This is a genomic window from Gordonia sp. DT218, from assembly GCF_049847105.1.
Classification (GTDB): domain Bacteria; phylum Actinomycetota; class Actinomycetes; order Mycobacteriales; family Mycobacteriaceae; genus Gordonia.
The window spans coordinates 1,336,259-1,360,195 of sequence record NZ_JBNCNS010000001.1 but is presented as its reverse complement, the minus strand read 5'-3'; the positions used below and the strand labels follow the sequence as shown (position 1 = coordinate 1,360,195).

At 67.8% G+C, this 23,937-nt stretch carries 23 protein-coding genes; 6 read left to right on the top strand and 17 right to left on the bottom strand.

Annotated elements, in window-relative coordinates; all coding sequences use genetic code 11:
• Window positions 1-138 precede the first annotated feature (138 nt).
• The 3 genes from ACPXCG_RS06375 to ACPXCG_RS06365 form a co-directional block, all read right to left on the bottom strand.
• On the bottom strand, window positions 139-567 hold the full coding sequence (locus ACPXCG_RS06375) for a DUF350 domain-containing protein (protein ID WP_425790158.1): 429 nt from the start codon (window positions 565-567) through the stop codon (window positions 139-141).
• Window positions 568-685: 118 nt separating this feature from the next.
• A complete protein-coding gene (locus tag ACPXCG_RS06370) occupies window positions 686-1,798 on the bottom strand; it encodes an acyl-CoA dehydrogenase family protein (protein ID WP_425790156.1) in 1,113 nt (370 codons plus the stop codon).
• A gap of 50 nt (window positions 1,799-1,848) precedes the next feature.
• The gene (locus tag ACPXCG_RS06365) at window positions 1,849-3,045 is read right to left on the bottom strand and encodes an acyl-CoA dehydrogenase family protein (protein WP_425790155.1); all 1,197 of its coding nucleotides are present in this window, start codon (window positions 3,043-3,045) and stop codon (window positions 1,849-1,851) included.
• 169 nt (window positions 3,046-3,214) lie between these two features.
• On the opposite strand from ACPXCG_RS06365, the gene ACPXCG_RS06360 reads away from it, so the two are divergent.
• Complete coding sequence (locus ACPXCG_RS06360) at window positions 3,215-3,829, top strand: TetR/AcrR family transcriptional regulator (RefSeq protein WP_425790153.1); 615 nt, start codon at window positions 3,215-3,217, stop codon at window positions 3,827-3,829.
• A 31-nt stretch (window positions 3,830-3,860) separates the two neighbouring features.
• Here ACPXCG_RS06360 and ACPXCG_RS06355 read toward each other — a convergent pair whose 3' ends face one another.
• Entirely contained in the window at window positions 3,861-5,141 is a 1,281-nt protein-coding gene (locus ACPXCG_RS06355; RefSeq protein WP_425790151.1) for an MFS transporter, read from the bottom strand.
• A gap of 80 nt (window positions 5,142-5,221) precedes the next feature.
• On the opposite strand from ACPXCG_RS06355, the gene ACPXCG_RS06350 reads away from it, so the two are divergent.
• Together ACPXCG_RS06350 and ACPXCG_RS06345 are read left to right on the top strand one after the other, a co-directional pair.
• Window positions 5,222-5,827 (top strand): TetR-like C-terminal domain-containing protein, encoded by a 606-nt coding sequence (locus ACPXCG_RS06350; RefSeq protein WP_425790149.1) that lies wholly within the window; start codon window positions 5,222-5,224, stop codon window positions 5,825-5,827.
• A 199-nt stretch (window positions 5,828-6,026) separates the two neighbouring features.
• Window positions 6,027-7,436: an amidase gene (locus tag ACPXCG_RS06345; RefSeq protein WP_425790148.1), complete on the top strand. Its 1,410-nt coding sequence runs from the start codon at window positions 6,027-6,029 to the stop codon at window positions 7,434-7,436.
• 73 nt (window positions 7,437-7,509) lie between these two features.
• Here ACPXCG_RS06345 and ACPXCG_RS06340 read toward each other — a convergent pair whose 3' ends face one another.
• Window positions 7,510-9,150: a solute symporter family protein gene (locus ACPXCG_RS06340; RefSeq protein WP_425790146.1), complete on the bottom strand. Its 1,641-nt coding sequence runs from the start codon at window positions 9,148-9,150 to the stop codon at window positions 7,510-7,512.
• Window positions 9,147-9,506 (bottom strand): DUF485 domain-containing protein, encoded by a 360-nt coding sequence (locus tag ACPXCG_RS06335; RefSeq protein WP_425790144.1) that lies wholly within the window; start codon window positions 9,504-9,506, stop codon window positions 9,147-9,149. The genes ACPXCG_RS06340 and ACPXCG_RS06335 overlap by 4 nt, the downstream gene beginning before the upstream one ends.
• Window positions 9,507-9,936: 430 nt before the next feature.
• On the opposite strand from ACPXCG_RS06335, the gene ACPXCG_RS06330 reads away from it, so the two are divergent.
• A complete protein-coding gene (locus ACPXCG_RS06330; protein WP_425790143.1) occupies window positions 9,937-11,556 on the top strand; it encodes an HNH endonuclease in 1,620 nt (539 codons plus the stop codon).
• Between the two features lie 123 nt (window positions 11,557-11,679).
• On the opposite strand, the gene ACPXCG_RS06325 is transcribed toward ACPXCG_RS06330, so the two are convergent.
• The 11 genes from ACPXCG_RS06325 to ACPXCG_RS06275 form a co-directional block, all read right to left on the bottom strand.
• Window positions 11,680-13,422 (bottom strand): cation acetate symporter, encoded by a 1,743-nt coding sequence (locus tag ACPXCG_RS06325; RefSeq protein WP_425790141.1) that lies wholly within the window; start codon window positions 13,420-13,422, stop codon window positions 11,680-11,682.
• The gene (locus tag ACPXCG_RS06320) at window positions 13,419-13,799 is read right to left on the bottom strand and encodes a hypothetical protein (protein ID WP_425790139.1); all 381 of its coding nucleotides are present in this window, start codon (window positions 13,797-13,799) and stop codon (window positions 13,419-13,421) included. Before ACPXCG_RS06320 ends, ACPXCG_RS06325 begins: the two co-directional genes overlap by 4 nt.
• Entirely contained in the window at window positions 13,796-14,593 is a 798-nt protein-coding gene (locus ACPXCG_RS06315) for a LytR/AlgR family response regulator transcription factor (RefSeq protein ID WP_425790137.1), read from the bottom strand. Before ACPXCG_RS06315 ends, ACPXCG_RS06320 begins: the two co-directional genes overlap by 4 nt.
• A 25-nt stretch (window positions 14,594-14,618) precedes the next feature.
• Complete coding sequence (locus ACPXCG_RS06310; protein ID WP_425790135.1) at window positions 14,619-15,833, bottom strand: sensor histidine kinase; 1,215 nt, start codon at window positions 15,831-15,833, stop codon at window positions 14,619-14,621.
• Between the two features lie 65 nt (window positions 15,834-15,898).
• Window positions 15,899-17,530 carry a polyamine aminopropyltransferase gene (locus ACPXCG_RS06305; protein ID WP_425790133.1) on the bottom strand — a complete coding sequence of 544 codons (1,632 nt, stop codon included), beginning with the start codon at window positions 17,528-17,530 and terminating at the stop codon, window positions 15,899-15,901.
• Window positions 17,531-17,554: 24 nt separating this feature from the next.
• Entirely contained in the window at window positions 17,555-17,980 is a 426-nt protein-coding gene (locus ACPXCG_RS06300) for a DUF350 domain-containing protein (RefSeq protein WP_425790131.1), read from the bottom strand.
• 81 nt (window positions 17,981-18,061) lie between these two features.
• On the bottom strand, window positions 18,062-18,640 hold the full coding sequence (locus ACPXCG_RS06295; protein ID WP_425790129.1) for a DUF4247 domain-containing protein: 579 nt from the start codon (window positions 18,638-18,640) through the stop codon (window positions 18,062-18,064).
• Window positions 18,637-19,161, bottom strand: coding sequence for a DUF2617 family protein (locus tag ACPXCG_RS06290; RefSeq protein WP_425790128.1), 525 nt, complete (start codon window positions 19,159-19,161; stop codon window positions 18,637-18,639). The genes ACPXCG_RS06295 and ACPXCG_RS06290 overlap by 4 nt, the downstream gene beginning before the upstream one ends.
• A complete protein-coding gene (locus ACPXCG_RS06285; RefSeq protein WP_425790126.1) occupies window positions 19,158-19,790 on the bottom strand; it encodes a DUF4178 domain-containing protein in 633 nt (210 codons plus the stop codon). The genes ACPXCG_RS06290 and ACPXCG_RS06285 overlap by 4 nt, the downstream gene beginning before the upstream one ends.
• Before the next feature lie 82 nt (window positions 19,791-19,872).
• Entirely contained in the window at window positions 19,873-20,490 is a 618-nt protein-coding gene (locus ACPXCG_RS06280; RefSeq protein WP_425790124.1) for a response regulator, read from the bottom strand.
• Window positions 20,487-21,722 carry a sensor histidine kinase gene (locus ACPXCG_RS06275; protein ID WP_425790122.1) on the bottom strand — a complete coding sequence of 412 codons (1,236 nt, stop codon included), beginning with the start codon at window positions 21,720-21,722 and terminating at the stop codon, window positions 20,487-20,489. Before ACPXCG_RS06275 ends, ACPXCG_RS06280 begins: the two co-directional genes overlap by 4 nt.
• A gap of 168 nt (window positions 21,723-21,890) precedes the next feature.
• Between ACPXCG_RS06275 and ACPXCG_RS06270 the strand changes: the two genes are divergently transcribed.
• Complete coding sequence (locus tag ACPXCG_RS06270) at window positions 21,891-22,931, top strand: ABC transporter permease (RefSeq protein ID WP_425790121.1); 1,041 nt, start codon at window positions 21,891-21,893, stop codon at window positions 22,929-22,931.
• A 75-nt stretch (window positions 22,932-23,006) separates the two neighbouring features.
• On the top strand, window positions 23,007-23,717 hold the full coding sequence (locus ACPXCG_RS06265; protein ID WP_425790119.1) for an ABC transporter ATP-binding protein: 711 nt from the start codon (window positions 23,007-23,009) through the stop codon (window positions 23,715-23,717).
• Window positions 23,718-23,937 lie beyond the last annotated feature (220 nt).

Sequence of the window (23,937 nt, the reverse complement as noted above, 5' to 3'; positions counted from 1 at the left end):
TAGCTGTCGACCGCCGCCGACCGGGCGCAGATTCCCTCCGATCGGGCGCACCGGAGCACGCTCGGCGAGGATCTGCGCCCGCTCGGCGCGGTCGGAACCCGACCCTGCGCTCATCTCGGACGCGCCCGCATCAGCCCGTCAAGAACTCAACGCCGCGCCGATCACGGCGCCCACCCCGATGAACACGGCACCGCAGATCCAGCCGGCCGGGTGCTCGTCGTCGTCGAGCAGCAGGGTGCCCAGCTTGCCGGGGGTCAGCCAGTCGATCAGCACGAACGACCACATCATCACGGCGATGGCCAGCACCGTGTACGCGACGGTGTAGAGGACGCCGCGCCACAGATCGAGCGTCACCGAGTCGCGGACCCCGGCGACCATGACGATGGACAGCCCGATCACCTGGGCGGTCGCCAGCATCACCGCGTTGCGGTTGTGGTCGAGCCAGATGAGGTTGCGCAATCGACCGGGCGTGACGAGATCGAGGGCCACGAATCCGAGGACCAGCAACACGATCCCCATGAGGCTGTAGGCGGCCGCGTCACCCAGGTTGTCGCGCAGCTGGTTCATGAGAGAGACAGTAGCGATCCGAGATCGGCACGTCGCCCGGAAACGCCAAGGCCCCCGCCACCGTTTCGGGATGATTCCGAAACGTCGACAGGGGCCTTGGTGGCCGGTTCGAACCGACTCAGCCGATCATCACCATCTCGTGGTCGCCGACCGAGCGTGCCAGCACCGACACGTGATCGGCGGCGTCGCCGAGGGTGTGCGAGATCGCGGTCAGTCGGCTCAGGTAGTGGCCGACCGGGTACTCGGCGGTCATGCCGATACCGCCGTGCATCTGCACCGCCTCCTGTCCGATGACCCGGCCGGAGCGGCAGATCTGCAGCTTCGCACGCGACGCGATGGCCGGGTCACAGATGCCGTCGGACAATGCGGTTGTCGCATACAGGCTCATGCTGCGTGCCAGCTCCAGCTGGGCGTACATGTCGGCGGCGCGCTGGGTCAGGGTCTGGAATTGTGACAGCGTGACACCGAACTGCTTGCGGTTCTTCAGGTATTCGACGGTGAGGTCGAGGGCGCGCTCCATGGCACCCACGGCCTCGGCGCACAACGCGGTCTGGATGCCGACCTCGGCGTCGGCGATGACCTGGGTCGCGTCGCCGCTGCCCAGGCGAACCGCGGCGGCGTCGGTGAACTCGACCTGAGCGCCCCGACGACGGTCGTGCGTGCGGTACGGAGTCCGCGAGACACCGTCGGCGTCCGCGTCCACCAGGAACAGGGCGACACCATCGTCGGCGCGCGCCGAAACGACCAGCTTGTCCGCGCAGTCACCATGTCCGACAAGAACCTTGGTGCCGTTGAGCTTGCCTCCGGTGGCCGTGGTGGCGACCTTCGCGCCCGGCCAGCGGTCGCCCGGCTCGAGGTGGGCGAACGCCATCAGCAGCTCACCCGAAGCCAGCCCGCCGAGGATTTCGGCGCGGGTGTCGTCGTCGGCGGTCGCGGCGACGAGCGACCCCGGGACGAGGACCGCGTCGAGGTACGGCTCGGGTGCCAGCGCGCGCCCGAGCTCTGTCATGACGCTCGTGAACTCCACCGGGCCGGCGCCCATGCCGCCGTCGTCCTCGGGGAAGGTGAGGCCGAGGATGCCGATGTCGGCCAACGACTTCCACACCCCCTTGTCCCAGCCGAGTTCGGTGTCGGTGACCGCGCGGACCGTCTCGATGTCGTACTTGCGGGTCAGTACTTCGCGCACGGTGTCGCGCAGCATCGTCTGTTCGTCGGATAGTGCGAAATCCATGAAAGGTTCCAGGTTCTCTTGTGTGGTGAAAGATTCTGTGCGGTGGCCTTTTACAGGCCCAGCACGGCCTTGTCGATGATCTGACGCTGAACTTCCGACGATCCGCCGTAGATACTGACCTTGCGATAGTTGAGGTAGGTCGGTACGGACAGCTGCGCCCACTCCGGCGACGCGATGTCGGCGGTGCCGTTGGCGGCGGACGCATCCAGGCCGGCAACGGGCAGTGAGTCGGCGCCGGCGATGTCGGCAAGGAGCTCCATGGCCTCCTGCTGCAACTGGCTGCCACGCAGCTTCAGCAGCGATGACGCCGGGTTCGGCTTACCGTCCGCCGACGACGCGGCCACGCGGAGCTGAGTCACCTCGAGGGCGAGGAGGTCGTTCTCCAGCTCGGCCAGACGGGCTGCGAGCAGCGGATCCTCCAGGAGAGTGCCACCGGACGCGGTCGTGGTCTGGCGCGCGAGTTCTTTCGCCTTGGCCAGCTTGGTCTTGGTGTAGCCGATGCGGGCGATGCCGCTGCGCTCGTTGCCGAGCAGGAACTTGGCCTGGGTCCAGCCCTCGTTCTCCTTGCCGACGAGGTTCTCGACCGGCACGCGGACGTCGCTGAAGAAGACCTCGTTGACCTCGAAACCACCGTCGATCAGCTGGATCGGTCGCATTTCCACGCCGGGGGTGTCCACCGGGAACAGCAGCATGCTGATGCCGGCCTGCTTCTTGACGTCCGGATCGGTGCGCACGAGGCAGAAGATCCAATCGGCGAACTGGCCGAGCGTGGTCCACGTCTTCTGGCCGTTGACGATGTAGTGGTCACCGTCGCGGACCGCGCGGGTCTTGAGTGATGCGAGGTCCGAACCGGCCTCGGGCTCGGAGAAGCCCTGGCACCACCAGATGTCGAGGTTGGCGGTCTTGGCCAGGAAGCGTTCCTTCATCTCCGGTGAACCGAACTGCGCGATGACCGGACCGATCATGCCGACGTTGAACGGCAGCATGTCCGGGACGTGCATCAGGCTCATCTCCTCGCGGTAGATGTGGCTCTGGATGGGGGTCCAGTCGCGGCCGCCCGACTCGACCGGCCAACCCGGCGTCGCGACGCCGTGCTCGTTCAGGATGCGGGTGGTGGTGACGAGGTCGTCCGGGTAATTCAGCTTGCCCGCCTCTGACCGGCGCCGGAGGTCTTCGGGGACTTTCGCGAAGATCGCCCGCAACTCATCGCGGAACGCCTCTTCTTCGGGACTGAATTTCAGCTGCATGAGTTCTGTCTTACTCCTGGTCGGCGGGCGTGGGATGCAGACGTGAAAACGTACGGTGACGGTTGTATGCGTCTGCTGACTAAGCGCTTGCTTAGTGATACTCTGCACTATGCCGCGACCAGCGGCTCATGTCAATGTCAGCGGATCATCGGAAACGGAGGCCGGCGACATGTCAGTCGTGGAACCGCCGCCCCGTGCCGTCGCGGCGCGCTCACGGTTGCTGCGAGCCGCGGTGGAGGCGTTCGCGGCACAGGGATTCGACGCGACGACCACCCGTGACATCGCGACCGGGGCGCAGATGAGTCCGGCAGCTGTGTACGTGCACTTCCGGTCCAAGGAGGAGGTGCTCTACGAGCTCTCCGGTGCCGGGCACCGCTCGTTCCTCGAGCTGATCGATGCCGCCGACGATCCCGCGCGCCCGCCTGCCGCGCGGCTGCGGGCCGTGATCGGTGCGCTGGCAGCTCACCACGCCCGTGATCATGTGTGGTCGAGGGTCGTCAACTACGAGTTGGACTCGCTCTCGGTGGAGCATCGGGGCGCCATCGGAGTGATGCGCAAGGAGGTCGCCCGACGTGTCGGCGCGATCGTCGATGCGGGCATCGCCGCCGGAGTGTTCGACGTCGACGACCCACAAGCCACCACGACGCTGCTGCTGTCGATGGGTGTCGACGTCGCGCGCTGGTATCGGGAGTCCGGCGCGATGACGCCGGAGCAGATCGGTGAGTTCCAGGCGGAGATGGCTGCTCGGATCGTCGGCGCCCGGCCGGACGGCGCACCGACGTGACGCCTCGATTCGGGCGACGCGGGCGAGCGTGTCAGCGCCGCACTGAAATCGAGTGGTCAGGGGTCGTGCGGTCAGGGATCGTGCGCTCGGGCTCCGCCGCGCCGCTCGCCGGCCTGCTTCTCGCCGACCGCCGGCGGATACCGGCGGTCACGAGCGCACCGACCACCGCCAGCAACAGCACGTAGGCCACATAGCCGACGACGGTCTCCTGCAGGCCGATGTGGGAGACCACGAGTCCGGCCACCACCGCGGGCAGGCTGAAGGCGAGGTAGCTCGCCACGAATACCGACGAGAAGACCTGTCCGCGTTGCTGTGCGGGCGTTTCCGCGATGATGCTGTCCAGCGCGCCGAGGAAAGTGGCGGCGAAGCCTGCGCCCGCCACGATCGAGCCGACGATGTAGAGCGGCAGCGCCTCCATGAGCACACCCGACAGCGAGATGACGGCGCCACCGGCGAGGGCGGGGTAGCCGAAGGCGAGCTTGGTGCCTGCGTCGCGTCCGGTGATGAACAGCGAGGTCACCGCGGCGGACGCGAAGAAGACGAACAGCAGCAGGCCGGCCTCGGCGTGGTTGCTGACCCCGAAGACGCGGGCGACGACCGACGAGCCGAGGGACAGGTAGAGCCCGCCGAGTGACCAGGTCGCGACGAGTGCCGGAACGGCCGCCAAGAACGCGCCGCGGACCTCGGCCGGGACGCGGGCCTGCGGTACGAGTGTGGTGAAGAGGTGCCGACGCGACGTGAAGCCGATCTTCTCGGAGGTCTCGGGCACCAAGAGCAATGCGATCAGCAGAGCGGCGAACAGCGCCAGGATCACCTCGTAGACGAGGAAGCGGGGTGCCGGTGCGTACTCGACGAAGAGTCCGGCGACCGCGACTCCGCCGGCCAGGCCGATGGTGGGCGCCGCACCGGTGATCGCGGAGCCGATGCGGGGAGTGGGCTGCAGGTCGACGACGGTGGCGGTCAACGTGCCCATCGCGGCGCCCGTGGCCAGGCCTTGCAGTGCGCGGGCCGCCATCAGGACGCCGACGCTGTCGGCCTCGACGAACAGGACCATGCTCACGATCAGAAGGACCAGCGCCACCGCAAGTACGGGTCGGCGGCCGATGTGATCGGAGAGTGACCCGACGGTGAGCAGGCTCACCAGCATGAACGCGACGTAGATCGCGAAGACGGCGGTGAGGGTGAATGCCGAGAAACCCCAGAGTTGCTGATAGACGGGATACAGGGGCGATGGCGCAGCAGAGGAGAAGAGGACCATCACGAAAGTGGCCGTGACCACCCAGAATGCGCGATGCGGGTGCAGTCGAGTCATCTCATCTCCCTAAAGCAAAGAAATTTGCGTTAAATTCAAAGTAGCCACACCCACCCACTAAAGCAACTTGATTTGCAATAATGGCTGACATGAGTGGTTCCAGTGCAGCGGCGAATGCCCATCCCGGCAGTTCCAGGCGCCCGGGTGGTCGGAGTGCGCGGGTTCAGTCGGCGGTGTACGCGGCGGTCGGGCAGCTCGTCGGTGCGGGCCGGCGTGACACCATGACGATCCCCGAGGTGGCGGAGCTCGCCGAGGTGAACCCCACCAGCATCTACCGACGATGGGGGTCGATCGAGACGCTGCTCGGTGAGGTGGCCGTCGCCGCACTCACCCAGGGCGAGCCGTTGCCCGACACCGGTGTGCTCGACGTCGACCTCGCCGAGTGGTCGAAGATCATCGCCGCCGACATCGGGCGCCCGAAGCGGCGGGCGTATCTGCGTGCCATGGTGTTCGCCCGCAACGATGTCGTCGAGGAGTGTCCCTGCTGGGAGATCCGCCGGGAGCAGGCCGAAGAGATGGTCGGTCGGTCGGTCGCTCGTGGCGAGACGACGCCGTCGGTACGCCAGATCCTCGACCACGTCGTCGCGCCCCTCTATCACCACGCCGTCTTCGGCCTGGCCCTCGACGAGCGCTACGCGGAGGATCTGGTCGCGGACGTGATGGCCATGAGCGCGCGCAGGCGCTGAGGGCACACCCCTCGCTGATCGAGTAGGCACCGCCACCCCCGCTGATCGAGTAGGCACCGCCACCCCCGCTGATCGAGTAGGCAACGCCACCCCGCTGATCGAGTAGGCACCGAGCGTAGCGAGGCGCCATATCGAGATCACCCGCCCCGACATCCTCAAGCGATGGCCGATCGACGTCGCCGGACGCTAGGCTCCCCGCATGAAGAACGTCCACGCATTCGGGGACGACGCGCTCGGCGACCTCGACGGTGTGGGGGTCGCGGACGCGATCGGATCGGGCGAGATCTCCGCCGCCGAAGCACTCGATGCCGCGCTCGCCCGGATCGACGCGGTCAACCCGAGGCTGAACGCGATCGCCGTCGACGATCGTGATCGTGCGCGCAAACGGGCCGCGGAAGACGATTTCCCGGCCGGCTCGTTCGCTCGGGTGCCGTCGATCATCAAGAACAACACCCTGTTCGAGGGTCTGCCGGTGGGCAATGGTTCGGCTGCGATGCCCGACCTGCCCGCCAAGGGCAACGAACCCTTCACCGAGCAGTTCCTCTCGACCGGCGTCAACATCGTCGGGGCATCCACGCTGCCGGCCTTCGGACTCACCGCGACAACGGAATTCGTCGACCGCGACCCCACCCGCAATCCGTGGGACACCGACTACTCGTCCGGCGCGTCGTCGGGCGGGTCGGCCGCGCTGGTGGCCGCCGGTGCGCTGCCCCTCGCCCACGGCAACGACGGCGGCGGTTCGATCCGGATCCCCGCCGCGGCGTGCGGGCTGGTCGGACTCAAGCCATCGCGCGGGCGAGTGGCCCCGTCTCCGACCGGACAGATCCTTCCGGTGGACATCATCTCCAACGGAGTCCTGAGCCGAACTGTCCGCGACACAGCGCATTTCATCGATGATGCCGAGAAGTTCCGGACACCGTCAGAGCTCCCGACGGTGGGCCTCGTGGAGGGGCCGGGCAATCGGCGGCTGCGGATCGGGTTGATCAACGACACCGTGACCGGAACCCCGATAGACGCCGACACCGTGGCCGCGCTCTCCTCGGCCGTGGACCTGCTCACCTCGCTGGGGCATGAGGTCGAGGTGACCCCGGTCCCGTTGGACGAGACCTTCGTCCGGCAGTTCACCGACTACTGGTCGATGCTCGCATGCGCGATGCACCGGCTCGGAAAGTTGCTGGTGGGCAAGGATTTCGATACCGAAGCACTCGATCCGTTCACCGTGGGTCTCTCGCAGCGGTATCTGCGCGCGTTCTGGCGAACACCGTCGACGATCGTGGGACTCAAACGTGCCACCGCGCGGTTCCGCACCGTGTTCGACCGGTTCGATCTCATCGTGTCGCCGACCCTGTCGCACACCACCCCGAGGATCGGCTACCTCGATCCCGGCGGCGATTTCGACGAGATCTTCGAGCGGCTCGTGCACTACGTCGCCTTCACGCCCGCCAACAACACCACCGGCACCCCGGCCATCAGTCTCCCGCTGAGCCGGAGTTCCGAAGGGCTGCCGGTGGGTATCCACTTCTGCGCGGATCTGGGGCGCGAACGCCTGCTGCTGGAATTGGCCTTCGAGATCGAGGCGGCCCGGCCGTTCGCGCGCATCCAGGACTGATACGAACAGAGGTTGCATTCTGATCCGGTATCCGGACCAGAATGCAACCTCTGTCGTCGGCCGAGCGCGAGAGCTAGTGCGAAACAGCCTTTTCCGCACCGACACCGGTGAGTGAACGCACCTCCATCTCGGCCTTGCGTTCCGGCGTGCCCACGTCGGACGGCGACGTGAACGTTCCGACGATGCCGAGGATGAAACCGATCGGGATCGACACGATGCCCGGATTGGCCAGCGGGAACCACGCGAAGTCGGCGCCCGGGATCATCGCCGTCGCCGATCCGGAGACCGCCGGGGAGAAGATGATCAGCACGATCGTCGAGATCAGGCCACCGTAGATGCTCCAGAGGGCGCCGCGGGTGTTGAATCGCTTCCAGTACAACGAGTACAGGATCGTCGGGAGGTTTGCCGCCGCGGCGATCGCGAACGCCAGGGCCACCAGGAAGGCGATGTTCTGTCCGTTGGCGAGGATGCCCAGGATGATGCCCATGATGCCGAGCACGACGACGGTGTAGCGGGACACCCGGACCTGCTCTGCCTCACTTGCCTTGCCGCGCTTGATCACACTGCCGTAGATATCGTGCGCAAAGGAGGCCGACGCGGTGATGGCGAGCCCGGCGACGACGGCGAGGATGGTCGCGAACGCCACCGCGGAGATGATTCCGAGGAGTACCACGCCGCCGAGTTCGAATGCGAGCAGCGGAGCCGCGGAGTTCTGTTTGCCGGCGGCCGCCATGATCTTGTCCGGACCGACCAGAGCCGCGGCCCCGTAGCCCAGCACGAGTGTGAACAGGTAGAACGCGCCGATCAGCCCGATCGCCCAGACCACCGATTTCCGTGCCTCTTTCGCGGTCGGCACAGTGTAGAAGCGCATCAGCACGTGCGGCAGACCCGCGGTACCGAGCACCAGCGCGATGGCCAGCGACACGAAGTTGATCTGCGACTCGAACGAGCCGCCGTACTGCGCACCGGGCGCGAGAACGTCACGGGCGGCGATTTTCTCGTCGGTCGATCCGGAGATCGCGTCCTGGGCTGAGCCGAGGAGGCTGGACAGGTTCATGCCGAACTTGGCCAGCACGATGAACGTCATGATCGCGGCCCCGGCGATCAGCAGGACCGCCTTGATGATCTGCACCCAGGTGGTGCCCTTCATCCCGCCGATGAGGACGTAGACGATCATCAGCGCGCCGACGACGGCGATGACGATCGACTGGCCGACGCGGCCTTCGATGTCGAGGAGCAGGGCGACCAGGCCACCTGCGCCTGCCATCTGGGCGAGCATGTAGAACAGCGTGACGGCAAGCGTCGAGATGGCCGCGGCCAGTCGGACCGGACGCTGCCGGAGCCGGAAGCTCAACACGTCGGCCATGGTGAATTTGCCGGTGTTCCGGAGCAATTCGGCCACCAGCAGCAGGGCCACGAGCCACGCCACCAGGAAGCCGATCGAGTAGAGGAAGCCGTCATACCCGTAGACGGCGATCGCGCCGGCGATGCCGAGGAAGCTGGCTGCCGAGAGATAGTCGCCCGCGATGGCGATACCGTTCTGCGGTCCGGAGAAGCCGCGGCCGCCGGTGAAGAAGTCGGCAGCCGACTTGTTGTTCTTGCTCGCGCGGATCACCACGTACATGGTGACGGCCACGAAGGCCACGAAGATCGATATGTTGGCCACCGGGTTACCGACCGCGGCGGCCACCACCTGGGTGTGTGTGGAGCTCATGCGTTGACCGGCCCTTCCATCTCGTCACGGATCGCTTCGGCACGGGGATCGAGGTCGCGGTTCGCGAAGCGCACGTACAGCCCGGTGATGACGAAGGTGGACACGAACTGCAGCAGGCCCAGGATCAGACCGACGTTGATGTTGCCCCAGACCTCGGTCGCCATGAAGTCGTGGGCGAATGCTCCGAGCAACACGTAGAGCGCGTACCAGAGCAGGAAGAACGCCGTCATCGGAAAGACGAATCGGCGAAGGCGGCTGCGGAGATCCTGGAACTGCGGACTGGCCTGCACCTCCAGGAACTGTTCGCCGGTCGGCGGGTGCGGTACCGCGCCGGGTGGCTGTTCGATGGTGGACACGTCTGCCTCCTACAGGGACTGTGATGACACTCTGAACTGGAGAATATTGAGGGTCAGGTCACAGCAGAATGGGGTGGCATGGGTCACACGCCGAAGTCGGGTGACTGTGCGCCGGGCGGTCGATGTCCGGCGACGAACGGTTGGGTGGTTCCCGAGACAGATAACCCGCATCCCGCGGGTCGAGTGGTTCATATTCCGCCGGTCGAGTAGCCCGCTTCCCGCGGGTCGAGTGGTTCATATTCCGCCGGTCGAGTAGCCCGCGAGGAACGAGCGGGCGTATCGAGACCACCCCCGCTCGCCCCGAACAATTCTGTCGGTGCTCCGCGATAGTCTGTGTGCAGTTGATCTACACGCGGGCTTTACGCATTCGATGACGGGCAGATGTTGTTGGTGTCCTGTCGGTTTCGTCCAGTGAGGTCTGCTCGTGTTCGTGTTCACCGATCCTGTCGCGGATGATGCGGCGCTGTCCCGCGCGCCGTCGTCCGAGTTGGCGGGTACGGCACGTGATGCGTTGCGGTTGAGTCGGCAGGCCGAGGCACGTTCGCTGCTGGCGGCCCATCGGCTGGGACAGTCGGTCTACGACGAGATGTTGATGTCGCTGAGTCCCGAACGGCAGATGATGGTGCGCAACCCCGCCGACAAGGCGGCCATCGGCGAGATCTCGTTGCAGCTGGGCATCTCCCGGAAGAAGGCGGGTACCTGGTTCAATCTCGGCGATGCCTTGCAGCATCTGTCGAAGATCCGGATGGCATATCTGGCAGGTGATTTCAGCACACATCGGATGTCGGTGATGGTCTACGCGGCACGGTCGGCGCCCGAGGCGCCGCATGTCGGGGATGCGCGGGGATCGGAGCCCACGGGTGGTGCCGAAGATGTGGATCCGGCAAACGCCGACGTCACGTCTGACGGCCCAGAAGAGAACGGCGCAGAAGAGAACGGCGCAGAAGAGAACGGCCCAGAAGAGACCGGCGCAGAAGAGACCGGCGCAGAAGAGGACGCCGCCACCCCGGAACCCGATTTCGAGGACATCGCACTGGACTTGGCGTCGCGCCCCTCGACTGACAAGGTGCTGCGTGACGAACTCGAAGAGGCGGTCATCAGTCTCGATCCGGAGGCTGCGGCCGAGGCGCGTGACGGATTCGCCGATGCGTGGGAGAACGTCAGCATCACCGACGACTCATCCGGTCACGCCAACATCGACGCGTGTGTGCCGGCCGAGGACGCGGTGTTCCTGCGTGACCGGATCGGTGCGTTGATCGCCGTGCGGGTGTGTCGCCGCGATCCTCGAACGATCGGCCGCCGCCGCGTGCTCGCGTTGGCGGAGCTGCTCGGGGTGCCTGGCAAGAAGCTGACCTGTGCGTGTGGTCTGGACGACTGCCCGATGCGCGGGCCGGCGGCCGAGGCGAACGAACCGGCGGCCGAGGTCGATGTCCCGGCCGACGAGGTGGCCGGCGCTCGTGCACAGAGCCTTTCCGGAACCGAACCTGCACCGGAAGCGTCTCCCGGCCAGGCAGTTCCGGCCCCGTGGACCCTCGTCGTCGATCCGGCCGGTGTCGAGGTGCCTCGACTGCGCGGCTTCGGGGCCATCGACCCGTCATTGGCGGCCACCTTGTCCCCGCGAGCCTCGCTGATCACGCTGCCTCCACACCTGACCCGCCACGGCTCCGGCCTCATTGTCATCGGTGACCGTGGCCCGGCCCCGCCGGTGGATCCGACCGGCCACGGCGGGTTCGAGCATCCACCGCCCGGTGCCTTGACCCACACACCGTCGGAACGGCTACGTCGCGAGATCCTGTTGTCGGATCTCATCTGTCGATACCCGTTCTGCGGGATGCCCTCTCACGAGTGCGAGCTCGACCACATCGTGAAGTTCGACCATGCCGACCCGCGCGCCGGCGGGTGGACGGTTGCGTTCAACCTGGCTCCGCTGTGTCCGCCCGACCATCACCGCAAACACCTCGGCCGATGGCGACCCACCATGAACACCGACCGCACCATCACGTGGCGGAACGCCACCACGGGACAGGAGATCACCACATACCCGCGCTGACCAACGCCCATGTAAGCCCGACGATCCCGTAGGCCCGGCGATCCCGTAAGCCCTGCGATCCCGCAAGCCCGGCGACTTTGCAAGCCCGGTGATCCCGCGTACCCGGCGCCCACGCCGTCGCGACTACTCCTTCGGCAACCGTTCGATCCCCATCCCGAGGCGTTCCGGAACATGCATCCGCGCGAACGTGCGGGCGAGGTCGACGGGCAGGTGCGCTCGGGTGGCGAGACTGACCAGGATCATGGTGGCGAACGCGAGGGGCACGGTCACCGCGGCCGGGTATCCGATGATCATCGCCGGCCAGCCGCCGAGCGCATCGTTGTCGACCACACCCGCGATCGCCAGGCTGGTCGCCGCCCCCGACGAGAACCCGCCGACCACCAGGCCGGCGACGGCGCCGGGTGCCGTCAGGCCTCGCCACCAGATCCCCAGCACCAGAAGGGGACACAGCGTGGAGGCGGCGACCGCGAACACCAGGCCGACGGTCCGCGACAGTTCGAGCGAGGTGGCGGCGAGCGACAGCCCGATCGGGATCAGACCGCCGATCACGGCCGCCAGCCGGAAGTCGCGGACGCGCCCGCGCAGGACGTCGGTGGCGAGGGCGCCCGCGACACTGACCAGCAGGCCCGACGACGTCGCGAGAAAGGCGGCGATGGCGCCCGCGGCGACCAGGGCTGCGAGGAACTGCCCGGCCACCCCGCCGACCGCCGCGCTGGGCAACAGGAGGACCGCGGCGTCGGCGGTGCCGGTGATCAACAGCTGCGGTACGTACAGCCTGGCGAAGACTCCGAGCAGCGTGGGGAACAGATAGAACAGTGCCAGCAACGCGATCACCGCGAGCGCGGTCCGGCGCGCCGACCGACCGTCCGGATTGGTGTAGAAGCGCACCAGTACGTGTGGGAGTCCCATGGTGCCGAGGAAGGTCGCGACGATGAGGGACAGCACTTCGAACAGTGGTTGTCGCCCACCGAGTCCGCCGCCCGAGGCGATCCAGTCGGCCCCGGTGGTCGGGGCGCCCTCCACCACCGGGGTGGCCGCGCCCGCATCGAGGTGGATCACCGTACCGGCAGCCAGGTCGTGTGTTCCCGTGGTGGGGATCGGCACGGCCTCGACGTGCTCACCGTCGAGTGTTCCCGTCACGGTCAGGCCCGCTGTCTCGGTGACCGTCACCGTCACATCGGTGGTGATGTCGACCGTGGTGGCCTGCGCCACGCGTGGTGGTGCGGGCGCGCCGAGTTCTGCCCGGTCGGAGAAGAAGACGGCGAGCAAGGCGAGCGCCGGCACCGCGATCGCGGTGAGCTTGAGCCAGTACTGGAATGCCTGGACGAAGGTGATCGATCGCATGCCGCCTCCGACGACGTTGACGATCACGATCGCGCCCACCGCCACCACACCGATCCACACGGGCGCACCCAGCAGGATGTTCAAGGTGAGTCCCGCACCCTGAAGCTGGGGGATCAGGTACAGCACACACACCACCACCACGACCATCATCGAGGCGAGCCGGGCGGTCGAGGAGCTCAGCCGGAACTCGGCGAAGTCGGGCACCGTATACGCGCCGGACCGACGCAGCGGGGCCGCCACGAACAACAGGAGCCCCAGATACCCGGCGGTGAATCCGACCGGATACCAGAGCGCATCGGCGCCGTACTTGGCCACCAGGCCGGCGACGCCGAGAAAGGAGGCGGCCGAGAGATATTCGCCGGAGATCGCTGCGGCGTTCCAGCGAGAGCCGACGCTGCGCGAGGCGACGAGGAAGTCGGAGGTGGTCCGGGCCAGTCGGCCGCCGTACGCGCCGACGGCAACGGTGGCGACGGCCGCGAGCCCCAGCGCCACCGCGGTGAGCGCATCCACGTCGGTGCTCACCGCTGGTCGCGTTCGTCGTCGACGAGTCCGATGAAGTCGCGTTCGGCCTGTTCGGCGAACCGCACGTAGACCCGGCCGGTGACGTAGAGCAGGGGGTAGAGCAACAGCGCCAGGATCAGCCAGTTGAGCCGGATCCCGAGCACGCTGACGGTGGTGAGCCACGGAAAGATGGTGCCCACCACCGGGATCGCGACGATGATGGCGACCACACTCATCGCCAGGCGCAGGGCGAGTCCCAGTTGCGCACGCATCAGCCCGCGCACCAGGGCGTCGCCGACCTCGGTCTGCTCCTGCACCTCGACCCGGGTGCGTACCATCCGCGCGCCGCGCCGCCGCGACAAGACCACCCGTTCCCGCTGTGGCTGTTGACCGGTCATCGCTGCGCCGGGTCGTCCGAGATCGACTTGAGCTCACGCATCGGATCGCGGATCAGCAGATCCTTGAGCTCACGGAGCTGACGGCGACTGACCGGCAGCTCGACGGCGGCCGACGCCCCGTTCGCACGGATGGCCACGACGGTCGTGGAACCGCTCGTGCGCAGTCCGGTCACCATCGGCAGCGCCACCAGATAGGATCGATGGACGCGCTGGAACCCGTGATCCTGCCAGCGGGATGCCAGGGTGGACAACGGGATTCGCACGAGATGAGCGCCCGACTTCGAATGCAGCCGGGCATAGTCGCCCACCGCCTCCACCCAGGAGATGCTGTCGCGGCGGACCAGCGAGGTGACGCCGGACAACTCCACCGGGATCACCTCGTCGGTGCCGGTCACCCCCGGCGGAACCGGTCCGGGTTGGCCGGAGCTCTCGCGGACCGTCAGGACGCGGGAGATCGCCTGCGTGAGTCGTTCTTCGCGCAACGGCTTGAGGAGGTAGTCGACCGCGCCGACCTCGAAGGCGTCGACCGCCTTGTCGTCGTGGGCGGTCACGAACACGACGGCGGGCGGATCGGCGTACTTGGTCAGCACACCGGCGAGCTCGAGGCCGGAGAGCCCGGGCATGTTGATGTCCAGGAAGATCGCGTCGATGCGATGCTCGTTGAGCTGCCGCAGCGCGTGGGTGGCGTCGCCGGCGCTGAGCACATCGTCGACCTCGGGCTGGTGCCGGAGCAGATAGGTCAGTTCGTCGAGCGCCGGGGGCTCGTCGTCGACGGCGAGGACCACCAACGGCATTCGAGGACCTCCCTTCACGGACATGCTAGGCACGGATACCGGCGCGGAACTTGGGGACCCGCATGCCGACTCGGGTGCCCGCATCGATCCCCGTGTCGACCACTAGACCGTAATCGTTGCCGAACGCGGCCCGCAGCCGATGATCCACATTCGTGAGCCCCACGTGGGCGCCGTCGGACTCGCTGCGGGCGGCGTTCTCGGCGGGCGTCAGGGCATCGATGTCGCCGGACCGCAGGAGTTCGGGATCCATGCCGGCGCCGTCGTCCTCCACGGTGATCACACAGTCGGCGCCTTCGTCGCGGGCGATGATCGTGATGGTGCCGCCGCCCTTGCCCGCCAGTCCGTGCCGAACGGCGTTCTCCACGAGCGGTTGCAACGCGAGGAACGGCACGACGACGTTCAGCACCTCCGGCGCCACCTGGAGCTTCACGTTCAGGGCCGGTCCGAACCGGGCGCGTTCGAGCGTCAGGTACCGGTCGATGTTGCGCAGCTCGTCCGCCAGCAGGGTGTATTCGCCTGCGGCCCGGAAGGAGTACCGGGTGAAGTCCGCGAAGTCGAGGATCAGTTCCCGGGCCCGGTCGGGGTCGGTCCGCACGAACGACGCGATGGTGTTGAGGGCGTTGTAGATGAAGTGCGGACTGATCTGTGCGCGCAGCGCGAGGACCTCCGCGCGATCGAGGCGCGCCCTCGACGTCTCGAGGTCGGCCAATTCGATCTGGCTCGACACGTACCGCGCGACCTCGCCGACCGCGCCGAGCATGCCCGGTCCGGGACGCTGGGTGGTGGCCACCACGAGCACTCCGACGCTGCTGCCGTCGGCGATCAGCGGTTCGGCGATGAGTGCGCGGACCGGCGATTCCGGACCACACGGATCGTTCACCAGTACTCGTCGCCGATCGGGCTCCGCCGTCCGCGCCGCCTCTGCCGCGGCAGCGGTCAGCGCGTCATCCCACAGCGGATCGTCGGCGGGCTCGTGGGCCAGCACCTCGCCGACCGGATCGTAGAGCGCCAGGGCATCGGCCGCGGTGAGCGCTCGCAGGTGCGGGAGGGCGTCGCGCGCCGAGGACGCCGAGAGGCCCGTGCGTAGCGAACGCGCCGCCTGCGATGCCGTTTGCAGCGCGAAATGGACGGCACGCTCGGTCGGCGTGGTGACCACGCGGCGGGTGCGGATGAGCACCACCGCCGCGACGACGACGAGCACGGCCGCCACGGCGAGGGCGATCGCCAGCTGTCCGGACATGGTCTCCACGATCCCACCGCCCGGGCCCGGTGATCACCTTGACCGCCAAACCGGGACGGCCGAGCTCAGTACACCGACCACTCGCCCTGCGCGTACCGCAGGATGCGTGGGTCCATCAGTGTCGAGGGCGGAACATCGATCGGAGGGCGGTCGGCGGGGAAGACCGCCGCCGCGGCCAACTCGGCCCGGCTGAGGAAGCGCAACGGTTTCGGGGAGTCCACCCGCAGAGCGGGTTTCGACGTCCCGGCCAACAGGTAGCCCCAGTCGCCGAACGACGGCACGTCGACGTGGTAGGGCGTGGTCGCCAAGCCGGCCGCGCGGAGCGTCGCATCGATACACCAGAACGAGTGTGGTGCGAAGTAGGGCGAACCTGCCTGCACCACGGCGCGGCCGCCGTCGGCCAGATGCGCCCGGACGAGTGAATAGAACTCGGTGGAATACAGCTTGGCGGTGGCGGACTCGTCGGGATCCGGCATGTCGACGATGATGACGTCGAAGCGGTCCCGGTTGTCCCGCAACCACGAGAACGCGTCAGCGCTCACCACGGTGCTGCGCGGATCGTCCATCGAACCACGGTTCAGATCGCGCAGGCGGTGGTCGGAACGGGCCAGCCGGATCATCTCCTGGTCGAGCTCCACCAGGGTTGCCGCCTCGACGTCGGGATAGGTCAACACCTCCCGCAGCGCGAGGCCGTCGCCGCCGCCGAGGATCAGGACCTTGCCGTGCCGCCCGGACAGGGCCGGATGGACCAGCGACTCGTGATATCGGTACTCGTCGATCGACGAGAACTGCAGATCCCCGTTGAGGTAGAGCCGTGTGTCGGGCCCGACCGGCGTGCGGCGCTGGGTGATCACGATGTCCTGATACGGCGTGCGTTCGGCTGCGACGATCGGATCGCGGAAGAGGGCCTGGCGGGCGGTCACCTCGAATCGGTCGGCCCACACCAGTCCCGCGATCAACGTGGCGACGACGCCGACGCCCACGACGCCCAGCACCAGCCCCCGGGTACGGCCCAGGTCATGCCGGAACACCACGAACACGAGGAAACAGCCGGCCGCGGCATTGACCAGCCCGACGACGAGGGCGCCTCGCAATTGCCCGAACAGCGGGAGCAGCAGAAACGGGAAACAGAGGCCGCCGACGAGCGCGCCGATGTAGTCCACCGCGAACATGTCCGCGACCGCGGACCCCGCGTCCTGGCGACGAATTCGCTGCAGCAGCACCATCAGCAGCGGGATCTCGGCGCCGATCAACAGGCCGAGGACGAACGCCACGGCCACCAGTGCGGGTGTGTACAGCGAGAGATAGGAGAACGCGGCGTACAACGCCATCACCGACAACCCGCCGATCAGGGCGAGCGCCAGCTCGATGGCCGCGAACGTGGTGACGGCATGCGATTGCAGGGGTTTGGCCGCCAGCGACCCGATGCCCATTGCGAAGACCATCACCGCGAGCACGATGGAGGCCTGGGTGGCGGTGTTGCCGATCAGGAACGAGCCGAGGGACACCAGGGCGAGTTCGTAGACCAGACCGCATGCGGCGCAGACGAACACGACCGCGAGGAGCGCGGTGCGGGACCATCGGCCCCGTGTGTCCTCGACGGGCTGTGCCCCGTCGACAGGCCGTGCCGTGTCGACGGGCCGTGCCGCGTCGTCGTCGTTCGATGCGCCCGTTGCGGATTCCTCGGTGGTGGTCATGATTCTGCTGGTGCCGGCGTGAGGTCAGAGGATCGAGGCGGCCACGATCAGCGCGATGCCGACGTGGGTGACACCGTGGACCCAGACCGCCGGGTGGCTTTCGGGATGGACGACGAGTTCACCGAGCTTGCCCGGGGTGAACAGGTCGATGATCAGGAAGCTCGCCGTCATGATCACGATGCCGATGATCGTGTACACGACGGTGTAGGTGAGGCCCTCCAGCAGCCTGCCCTGGCTCGCGACGATCGCCGCGGTGACGATGATGGCGACCGCCGCCAGATTGGAGCCGACCAGGATGCCCGCGTTGCGGTTGCGATCCGCCCACAGCTGGTGACGGAGGTTACCGGGTGTCAGCACGTCGACGACGGCGAAGGCCAGCAGCATGAGGACCATGCCGGTCGCGCCGTACGCCGCTGCCGCGTAGGCATTCTCGATGAGTCTGGTGAGCACGGTGTCCTCCGGTTCAGGTGATGCTGGACGGTCGGGTGGGCAGATGGGGACTGATCGGTGGGCTCGGTGCGATGGTGTCGGTCACTTGCCGCCACCGCCGGATCCGCCGCCTCGGTAACTGCTGCCGGAGCCGCCGAAATTCGGTGTCGGCACCCAGAAGGCGCCGATGAACGGGAGGTAGTGGTTGTATCCCGATCGGTAGTCGCGGCTGAGCATGACGCGGGTCGTGTTGGCGGTCAAGGGAAACAGCCCGATCAGATAGTCCGGGTACTGCAGGAACTGGCTGCCCGCGACATTGGACGGATTCGCCGTGTCGCCGCTGCGCTGATCGTTGGGGCGCTCCACATCGCTCAACTCCGCGGCCACGGTATCGGGCGTCCCGTCGGCCACGTAGGCGTCGACGTCACCTTCGTCGAGGCTGGTGTCGCGCTGGTAGTGCGACGTGATGTAGCTGCGCGCGTTGGCGTCGTCGCCGGCGAGGCCGCGGAACGCTTTCACCGAGCACGATCCGACGATGGCGAGGACGGCGATCAGGACGATCGCGGCGACCGCGAGGTTTCGGGTTCGGCGCAGACCGCGACGAGGATCGTCGTCGCGGCCGGAACCGGGGTCGGGACCGAATCCGCCCGACGGTGGGGGAGGAGGTGGCGGTCGGGTCATCCGCCGGTCTCCGGAGTCCGGCGCAGCTCACTCGAGGTCACCACGAGCTCGGAGCATTGCGGATAGGTGTGCCAGGTCTGCCAGGCGAGTGCGTCGGCGTGTGCCGTCGCGATCACCGCGGTGACCGCGAGCGGCAGCCCGGGAAAGTGGCCCATCACCGCGGGGCCGCCGGCGGCGACGTGGCGGTCGATGCGGTGGCCGAGATCGGCGACGATCGACTGCATCCGGTCGGCATCGCACGACTCGATGCGCGCGGTGAACGTATATCCGTCCTCGACGACGGATTCCGGCAGTGGTTCGTCCATGCCGGGCAGGCAGGCCACCGTCTCGCACAGGCGGTCGATGCCGTCGTCGACCACCACCTGATGGCTTGCGCCGAGGAGGCGTAGCGACACCGTGCGGTCACCGATTCGCCGGTCGCAGCGTGCCAACGGTTCCTGGAGTTCGGCGGTCAGCGAGAAGGCGAGTCGGCGGGCGCTGGTGTCGGCATAGCGGACCTGCAGTCGCGTCGCGCCCTTCACGATTCAGGAGTGGGGTCGGACGGATAGATGCGGTACTCGCTGCGCTCGATCACCTCGCCGCGGGCGCATTCCCACCCGGATCCGAAATCCTCGAACGACAGGCGTTCGTCGCCTGCCTCGTAGTCGTGATAGCGCATCGAGCCGCGGGCGGCGAGACCGGTGGTTCCGATCGAGGTGAACTCCGCCGACCCCGACTCGTCGGAGTGATAGCGGCGACCGTCCAACTCCAGGCTGTCCGGTCCGGGGGTGAGCGTCACGCCCGTCAGCTCGTGCCACAGCACCACCTCGAGGTCCGGGTCGTCCTCGACCGAGATCCACGCCTTGCGGCCGGTGCCGGTGTCCAGGAAGTTCTCGGTCCAGAGGTAGCCGCTCTGGGACAATCGGAGGGTCCCGCGTACCGCGAACGTGTCGCCGCGGAGGTCGACCAGGTCGCTGGGTTTCAGCTGCCGGGGATCACCGCGCACCGCGTCGTCGTCGGCGGTCGAGAACGGGTCGCCGGGCCGGTACGCCCGGTCACGCAGCGCGTCGGACTCGGCCTGCCGCAACTTGCGGTTCCCCAGGAAGTTGAACACGACCACGACCGCGATGATCAGCAGCAGTGCCACGATGATGATCAGCAGGATCTCCACGCGCCCGACCCTATCGGTAACCGGTCGAATCAGACATCCCGGCCATGTGCGCGAATGACGGAACCCCCGTGGGCGAACGTCGTCAGAGCAGTCCGCGTCGGCGAGCCTCGGCGACCACCCGCGTCCGGCTGTCCACGCCGAGCTTGTCGAAGATGTGCACCAGGTGGGACTTGACGGTGGCCTCGGAGATGGTGAATGCACGTGCGATGTCGCGGTTGGAATCCCCGTCCGACAGCCGGCCGACGATCTCGAGTTCGCGTTGTGTGAGGGCGGTCTCCGGCGACTGCATCCTCCCGAGGAGCCGGGCCGCCACCGGTGGCGCCAGGACCGTCTCCCCGGCGGCCGCCGATCCGATCGCGCGGACGAGATCGTCGGGGTCGGCGTCCTTCAACAGATAGCCGGTGGCACCGGCCCGGACCGCGCGCAGGATGTCGCCATCCGTCTCGTACGTCGTGAGGATCAGCACCCGCGGCGGATTCGGAAGCGCCCGAATGGATTCGGTTGCGTCTACCCCGTCACCGCCGCTTCCGAGCCGCAAGTCCATCAGGACCACGTCGATGTCCCCGCGCTGCACCGCGGCCAGCGCATCCGCTGCGGTACCGGCCTCCGCGGCGATCTCGATACCGTCGACAGGTGCCAGCACGGCGCGCAGGCCGGCCCGCACCACCGGGTGGTCGTCCACGAGGAGTAGTCGGATCACGTGCCGGCCTCCGCGTCGGTCCCGACGTCGACCGGGATCGTGGCGCGGACCGCGGTTCCGGCGCCGGCCTCGGACTCGACGGTCACATCACCGCCCCGCTCGGCCAGTCGGCCGCGCATCGCGGTGAGTCCGTAGCCGGTCCCGTCGGCGCGCGGGCCGTCGAGGGCTGCCGGGTCGAACCCGACACCGTCGTCGACGACGTCGATGCTCACCTCGTCGTCCAGATAGGTCAGGGTGATGGTCGCCGAGTCGGCCCCGGCGTGCCGGCGCGCGTTGGACAAGGCCTCCTGCGCCGCGCGGAGCAGCGCGACCTGGACGCCGGTGGGCAGAGGTCGCGGGTTCCCGTGTTGTTCGAAGACGGTCCGCAACCCGAATGCGGAGCTGTCGTCGGCGAGTGATCGGAGTGCCTGGGTGAGACCGTCTCTCTCGAGCGCCGCCGGGTTCAGCCCGAGGACGAAACGTCTCGTCTCGCCGAGCGCTCCGGTCGCGGTGTCGAGTGCCGTGTGCAATTGCTGCGCGCGATGTGCCGGAGTGGACGGCCCGAGTGCCGCGCGCAGCAACATGATCACGCTCGCCAGACTCTGCCCCACGGTGTCGTGGATCTCCCCGGCGAGACGCTCGCGCTCGGCCAGCCGACCGGCCTCGCGTTCGCGGATCGCGAGTGCTTGCTGGGTACGCATCAGCTCGTCGAGGAGGCGCCGGCGTTCCTCCGACTGGGCTCGCAGCCGCTGATAGATCTCGGTCATCACCGCGGCGCAGGCCACCCCGATGACCGGGCCGAAGATCGCTCCCGCCACCCACCGGTCCTGATGTGCGGCGAACCCGATCGCCGCCGCGAGCGCGATCGTCACCTCGATGGGTATCGCGGCCCGGACGGGAAACAGATGCCAGACCAGCAATGCGAGCAGGAACGCCAGCCACACGAACTCGCCGGACAGCACGACGAGGCCCAGCCAGATCAGGATCAGTCCGGCCAACCACAGTCGGGCGATCCGCCCGCGTCGCCGCGAGACCCACACCGCTCCGGCGTAGTACCAGCCGGCGGCCGCCAGCGCGGCCAGGATCGGCACCGCCGGGGTCGACGAAGCCACTGTGGCCCGCACCGCTCCGAGCCCGAGCAGGACGGCGAACAACACGTGTCCGGCCAGCAGCACGTGCCGATCGACCTCGGGCGCTGCGCCATCACCCGACGAGATGCCGGGGGGATCGATCTGGCGAGGGGGCGAGGTCACATCCACAAGTATCCCCATCGGGCACCGGTCGCCGCCTCCAACTTTTGATGGACTTCCGGGTCGACCGAACGAGTTCCCGGAACCCATCGGTGCGCCGATGCCCAGCGAGTCCACGCCGCCGAGGCTGGAGACATCGACATCGACATCGGCAACGACGAAGGGAGTGCGGTGTTCATCGGCATCCGCGACATCAGATTCGCCACGGGGCGATTCGCCTTGATCTGTGCGGTCATCGCGATGATGACGTTCCTGGTGGTGGCCCTCTCGGCGCTGACCAATGGCTTGCAGAACCAGTCGATCTCGGCGATCAGCAGGTTGCCGGGGCAGACCCTGGTGCTCCAGGACACCGCCGGGTCGGAGGGTCCGTCACTGTCGCAGAGCGAGCTCGACGAATCGACAGTCCGTCGGATCGTCGACGAGAACGGCGGTGGCGCATCCGAACTCGGTGTGACGACCACCCGGATCACGCACGGCGACGTCACCTCGACGGCAGCCGTCTTCGGTGCCGGGACCGATCTGATGCCGACGCCCGACGTCGGCGGGTTGCCGCGCTCCGGCGGCATCCTGCTCACCCGGGAGCAGGCCGATGCATTGGGCGTCGGGATCGGTGACCCGGTCACGGTCGGCCCGACACGCCTACGGGTCGACGCCATCGGCCCCGCAGGCGACTACGCCCACACGCCGGTCGCGTACACGTCCATGGACACCTGGCGCGAGCTCTCGCACGGCCAGAACGCGAGCGCGGTGGTGCTGTCCGGCGGCTCGACCGACGCCCCTGGAACGGTGAGCGTGTCGATGCCGAAAGCCGTCGACACCGTTCCCGGTTACCGTTCGGAGCGCGGGTCGCTGCTGGCGATCCAGGCGATGCTGCTGGCGATCTCCGCACTCGTCGTCGGTGCCTTCTTCGCCGTGTGGACGGTGCAGCGCCTGCGTGATCTCGCCGTGGTGCGTGCTCTGGGCGCCAACCGGTGGTACCTGCTGCGAGACGGTTTCGGGCAGGCGGCGCTCGTCCTGTTCGTCGGCGAGCTGGTCGGCGCGCTGCTCGGGATCGGTTTGGCGGCCGCCGCGTCGGCAGCGGTACCGGTCGCCCTGACCGTCGGCGGCATCGCCCTGCCCCTGGTCGCGATGACACTGCTCGGCAGCGCCGGCGCGCTGCTGGCGGTTCGCCGCGTCACCGTTGTCGATCCGGTCGTCGCGATGTCGCGGTGATCCGGTTCTCGTCGCACCCACCACGAAATCTCCACACCCACGACCTCCGAACGCACGATCCGATAGGAGCCCACCATGAGTCTGTCGCTGTCGAATGTCACGCTCACCTTTGCCGACGGCCGCGGCCGGCTGACGGCCCTCGACGACGTCGATCTCGATGTCGCGAACGGCAGTTTCGTGGCGGTGACCGGACCGTCCGGATCCGGCAAATCGAGTCTCCTGTCCGTCGCGGGCACGCTCCTGACCCCGGACTCGGGGACCGTCGAGATCGACGGCACACCGACGACGGGCCTCTCCGACGAGGAGCGGGCACGGATTCGGCGAGACCGCATCGGGTTCGTGTTCCAGCAGGACAATCTGCTGCCATCGCTGACTGCCCTCGACCAACTGCTGCTGACCGTCGATCTGCGCGGACAGAAGCCGGCGCGGCATCGGGACGAGGCGATGGCACTGCTCGACGACGTCGGTGTGGTCGCGGCTGCCGGCCGCCGGCCGCACGAGCTCTCCGGGGGGATGCGGCAGCGCGTGAACATCGCCCGGGCGCTGATGGGATCGCCGTCATTGCTGCTCGTCGACGAGCCGACCTCGGCACTGGACACCGAGCGGGGCAGGGCGATCATCGAGTTGATCGGCACCCTCGTGCGGGACCGGGATGTCGCCGCTGTGCTCGTGAGTCACGACCTGGATTCGATGTCGGTGGCGCCGGGACGCGGCGTGGACCTCACGCTGCACATGCGCGACGGTCGTCTCGACTCGCCGGCGCGGACTTCTCCTGCCCTCGCCTGACCAGACCGCGCCGCCAAGGCCCATGCGGCCGGGGTGCTGGTGCGGCTGCTGCGGAAGTGATCGCCACCTTGCACTCGCCCCGGTCGAGTGCTAAAAACGAGTTTGGCACTCGCAAGCTGTGAGTGCCAGGTCGGGACGGTGAGACCGGTACCGAATGACACACCGGTCGTCCGTCGCGGGCACCGAGTTCCGGCCATAGATACCTGGTGTCACCCCCTAT

Bases quoted from the DNA above. Each gene is read 5' to 3' on its own strand.
- ACPXCG_RS06375 (WP_425790158.1), bottom strand. From the start codon at position 567: ATGAACCAGCTGCGCGACAACCTGGGTGACGCGGCCGCCTACAGCCTC.
- ACPXCG_RS06370 (WP_425790156.1), bottom strand. From the start codon at position 1,798: ATGGATTTCGCACTATCCGACGAACAGACGATGCTGCGCGACACCGTG.
- ACPXCG_RS06365 (WP_425790155.1), bottom strand. From the start codon at position 3,045: ATGCAGCTGAAATTCAGTCCCGAAGAAGAGGCGTTCCGCGATGAGTTG.
- ACPXCG_RS06360 (WP_425790153.1), top strand. From the start codon at position 3,215: ATGTCAGTCGTGGAACCGCCGCCCCGTGCCGTCGCGGCGCGCTCACGG.
- ACPXCG_RS06355 (WP_425790151.1), bottom strand. From the start codon at position 5,141: ATGACTCGACTGCACCCGCATCGCGCATTCTGGGTGGTCACGGCCACT.
- ACPXCG_RS06350 (WP_425790149.1), top strand. From the start codon at position 5,222: ATGGCTGACATGAGTGGTTCCAGTGCAGCGGCGAATGCCCATCCCGGC.
- ACPXCG_RS06345 (WP_425790148.1), top strand. From the start codon at position 6,027: ATGAAGAACGTCCACGCATTCGGGGACGACGCGCTCGGCGACCTCGAC.
- ACPXCG_RS06340 (WP_425790146.1), bottom strand. From the start codon at position 9,150: ATGAGCTCCACACACACCCAGGTGGTGGCCGCCGCGGTCGGTAACCCG.
- ACPXCG_RS06320 (WP_425790139.1), bottom strand. From the start codon at position 13,799: ATGACCGGTCAACAGCCACAGCGGGAACGGGTGGTCTTGTCGCGGCGG.
- ACPXCG_RS06315 (WP_425790137.1), bottom strand. From the start codon at position 14,593: ATGCCGTTGGTGGTCCTCGCCGTCGACGACGAGCCCCCGGCGCTCGAC.
- ACPXCG_RS06310 (WP_425790135.1), bottom strand. From the start codon at position 15,833: ATGTCCGGACAGCTGGCGATCGCCCTCGCCGTGGCGGCCGTGCTCGTC.
- ACPXCG_RS06305 (WP_425790133.1), bottom strand. From the start codon at position 17,530: ATGACCACCACCGAGGAATCCGCAACGGGCGCATCGAACGACGACGAC.
- ACPXCG_RS06295 (WP_425790129.1), bottom strand. From the start codon at position 18,640: ATGACCCGACCGCCACCTCCTCCCCCACCGTCGGGCGGATTCGGTCCC.
- ACPXCG_RS06265 (WP_425790119.1), top strand. From the start codon at position 23,007: ATGAGTCTGTCGCTGTCGAATGTCACGCTCACCTTTGCCGACGGCCGC.